Source organism: Halochromatium sp. (assembly GCF_054919635.1).
Genome location: NZ_JBUDPI010000397.1, coordinates 1 through 3,163, shown reverse-complemented (window position 1 = coordinate 3,163; position 3,163 = coordinate 1). Strand labels below are relative to the sequence as shown.

3 protein-coding genes and 1 pseudogene are annotated in these 3,163 nt (G+C 63.0%); 2 read left to right on the top strand and 2 right to left on the bottom strand.

The genetic code is table 11. The features are described from left to right. Positions 1 to 476: 476 nt before the first annotated feature. Positions 477 to 731: a hypothetical protein gene (locus tag ACY693_RS17240; protein ID WP_462323042.1), complete on the bottom strand. Its 255-nt coding sequence runs from the start codon at positions 729 to 731 to the stop codon at positions 477 to 479. A 30-nt stretch (positions 732 to 761) separates the two neighbouring features. Continuing rightward, the gene (locus ACY693_RS17235; protein ID WP_462323041.1) at positions 762 to 962 is read right to left on the bottom strand and encodes a hypothetical protein; all 201 of its coding nucleotides are present in this window, start codon (positions 960 to 962) and stop codon (positions 762 to 764) included. 320 nt (positions 963 to 1,282) lie between these two features. Between ACY693_RS17235 and ACY693_RS17230 the strand changes: the two genes are divergently transcribed. Both ACY693_RS17230 and ACY693_RS17225 read left to right on the top strand, forming a co-directional pair. Further along, the gene (locus ACY693_RS17230) at positions 1,283 to 2,689 is read left to right on the top strand and encodes a bifunctional enoyl-CoA hydratase/phosphate acetyltransferase (RefSeq protein WP_462323040.1); all 1,407 of its coding nucleotides are present in this window, start codon (positions 1,283 to 1,285) and stop codon (positions 2,687 to 2,689) included. 12 nt (positions 2,690 to 2,701) lie between these two features. Further along, a pseudogene (locus ACY693_RS17225) lies at positions 2,702 to 3,163 on the top strand (acetate/propionate family kinase); the annotation flags it as partial.

Genomic DNA, 3,163 nt, shown 5'->3' with positions numbered 1-3,163 from the left:
GCACACCGGGCGTGCCGGTGCCATCGGGCCACAAGGGGGTCTCGTCGATGTAGCTCTGGACGCTTCTGGGCTGGGACTGATTGGCTTCTGAAGACTGGGTCGCTGCAGTGTTCATGGGCGTTGCTCGATTGCGCTGATCTTGAGACGACTTAGGCTGCAACGCTACCGGATCTTTGTGACGATCTTGTGGCCACTCCGGGGTCAGCCAATGAAGCTCGAGCTGCGCCCGAGATCGCTCTCGACGAGAGTCGTTCCATGGATCGATCCCGGGCCGCATTCGCTCCTCCGTGTCTGCCGCATCTGCTTGTGTCGATCTGATCTCGGCGCACATTCGGGGTGTCTGCCGAGGCCTGCATCCGTCGGGAAAGGCGGTTCGTCTCTCCATGATAAGGCCGTTGGTGGACGAGGATCAGGCGCTCAGGACGCCTTTCTCCGCGTGATAGCGCGTGACCAGCTCGCCGTCGAGCTTCGATGGACTAGCCGCGCATGCCGGCGAGATGCTGCTCTAAAGCTTTGTGTCGCTGTCTCAGCGTCAATCCCTCTTCTGAGACTTCAAGTCTTTGGGCCATTCGCCCCAGTCGAGCAACCATGAGACCGAATCGATCGAGGTCATCAGGCTCGAGCGTCCCTGAGGCATCGCGGTCTCCGAGATCGATGCTCAGGCTGAGCATGCGCTCCAGCATGCGAATGAGCTCATGCGCGGCCTGTTGGTACTGAAGGTCGGCGCTCATCTGGATGGTCCTGTTGAATGATCCCATTGATTACTCCCAAGGAAACTCAAGCCAGCTTTCCAACTCGTGGAGCGAGGCGCTGCCGTTGCCGCCGTCAGCCGAGATCGGTGTCATCGACATCGGCTCGACCAGCCGGTAACGGCGTTCATCGCCATGTTCGTCGTCAATCACGAGGCGCAGCCCGACACGCTGCGCCAATCCATTAACACGGTGCTCAAGCAAGGCCGACATCTAGGTCACCATCAGGTTGAGGAAAACAACGCAACAGTACCTGAGGCCGGTGTCACCAGGATCACCGTTCGGTGAAGGGTCAATGAAGATTCATCCCAAAATCAATGACATCAGGTTGGCAATCGGGCTTTCTCATCGGCGATGAACTGTCTCGACTCAAGCGGGGCCGGCATTCACGCGCGCGGGGATGCGATTTCACGAAAGCGCCACCTCGCCGTCACCATCGGGCAATCAAGATCCGCTAACTTTTGTGCACTGCAACAATCCTCGTCGTCATTGGCTAACGGCTAAGGCGCGACGACCTGCTTCCGGTGCACACCATGTCTGATGTCCTCGAGAATCGGATCTATAGCGAAATCCAGCTCGGGCAAAGCGCCGGGCTTCAGCGCACGCTGACCCGCGATGATGTCGCCCTCTTTAGCAAGGTCTCCGGCGATCTGAACCCGATCCACATGGATGAAGAGTACGCCCGCGCTCAGGGTGCACAGGGTGTCGTCGGTCATAGTCTCTGGGCCACTGGGCTGGTCTCCAGCCTGCTCGCGAACGTGCTCCCTGGTCCGGGGACCGTCTATCGCAGCCAAGACGCCGAGTTCCATCGCCAGGTCCGGCTTGGTGACAGCCTCAAGGCCTGGGTCCGGGTGCTGGAGAAGCTGCCCGAAGACTGCATCGCGTTCGAGTGTCGGGTCTCCAACCAGGACGGGGACTTGGTGATGACCGGTCGCGCTGTCGTGGTCGCCCCCACTGAAAAGCAGCGCATCGAGGTCGCTGACCTGGCCGATGTCTCGGTGCGTCATCACGACAGTTTCAGCGCCCTGTTCGACAAGGTCCGAGCGCTCGAGCCGATCCCGACCGCGATCGTCCACCCGGTGGATCAAGTCTCGCTGCAGGGCGCCATGGAAGCCGCCGAGGCGAGCTTTATCACACCGATGCTGGTCGGCCCTGAGCAGCGCATCCGCACGGTCGCCGAGGAACACGGTATCGATATCGGCGGCGCCAAGATCCTCGACGTCGAGCACAGCCATGCGGCGGCAGCCCGCGCTGTGGAGCTGATCCGCGAAGGCACCGCCGAGGTTCTGATGAAGGGCAGTCTGCACACCGACGAGGTGCTGAGCGCGGTGCTGAACAAGGCGACCGGTATCCGCACCGCGCGGCGCATTAGTCACATCTTCGTGATGGACGTGCCGACCTACCCGAAGCTGCTGCTGATCTCCGATGCGGCCGTGAATATCGCGCCGGACCTCGACGCCAAGGCCGACATCTGCCAGAACGCCATCGACTTAGCGCGCACCGTGGGTGTCGAGCGGCCAAAGGTGGCGATCCTGTCAGCAGTCGAGACGATCCGCCCGAAGATCCAGTCGACGCTGGATGCCGCGGCACTGTGCAAGATGGCCGATCGTGGTCAGATCCAAGGCGGCGTGCTGGACGGCCCGCTGGCGATGGATAACGCGATCAACCTGGAAGCGGCACGGATCAAGAAGATCGACTCCGAGGTGGCCGGCGTTGCCGATGTCCTTATCGCGCCGGATCTGGAGGCTGGGAACATCCTGGCCAAGCAGTTGATCTTCCTCGCCAACGCCGAGGCCGCAGGCATCGTGCTCGGCGCCCGGGTACCGATCATCCTCACCTCACGCGCTGACAGCGTGCGCACGCGACGCGCATCGGCCGCCACCGCGGTGCTGCATGCGCATGCGGTGCGCCAGGGTCTGCTCGACAAACCGGCGCACTGAGGAGGATCGGCCATGAACGCGTTATCCGATGAGCTGATTTTGACCCTGAACGCGGGGTCGTCCAGCATCAAGTTCGCGGTCTACGCCGCGCGAGCCGGCGAGACCGAGCCAGTCCTGCGCGCCAAGGGTCAGGTCGAGGGCATCGGCGTTCGACCGCACTTCGTCGCCAAGGGCGTCGAGGGGCAGCTGCTCTCGGAGAGCTGGTGGGAGCCGGTCGCCGACGGCGCTGGGAGCGGCCATGCGCGGGCCTTCGAGCAGATATGGAGCTGGCTCTCCAACGTCGCCGACGGCGCGCAGATCATCGCCGTTGGCCATCGGGTCGCCCACGGCGGCGAGGCCTACGCCAAGCCGGTGCGGATCACGCCGGAGATCATTCAGGTCCTGACCGGCCTGATCCCGCTGGTGCCGCTGCATCAGCCGAACAATCTGGCCGCGATCCGGGCCGTTGCCGCCGAGCATCCGGACCTGCCGCAG

Excerpts from the sequence above, each read along its gene's own strand:
- ACY693_RS17240 (WP_462323042.1), bottom strand. The coding sequence starts at position 731 with ATGAGCGCCGACCTTCAGTACCAACAGGCCGCGCATGAGCTCATTCGC.
- ACY693_RS17230 (WP_462323040.1), top strand. The coding sequence starts at position 1,283 with ATGTCTGATGTCCTCGAGAATCGGATCTATAGCGAAATCCAGCTCGGG.
- ACY693_RS17235 (WP_462323041.1), bottom strand. The coding sequence starts at position 962 with ATGTCGGCCTTGCTTGAGCACCGTGTTAATGGATTGGCGCAGCGTGTC.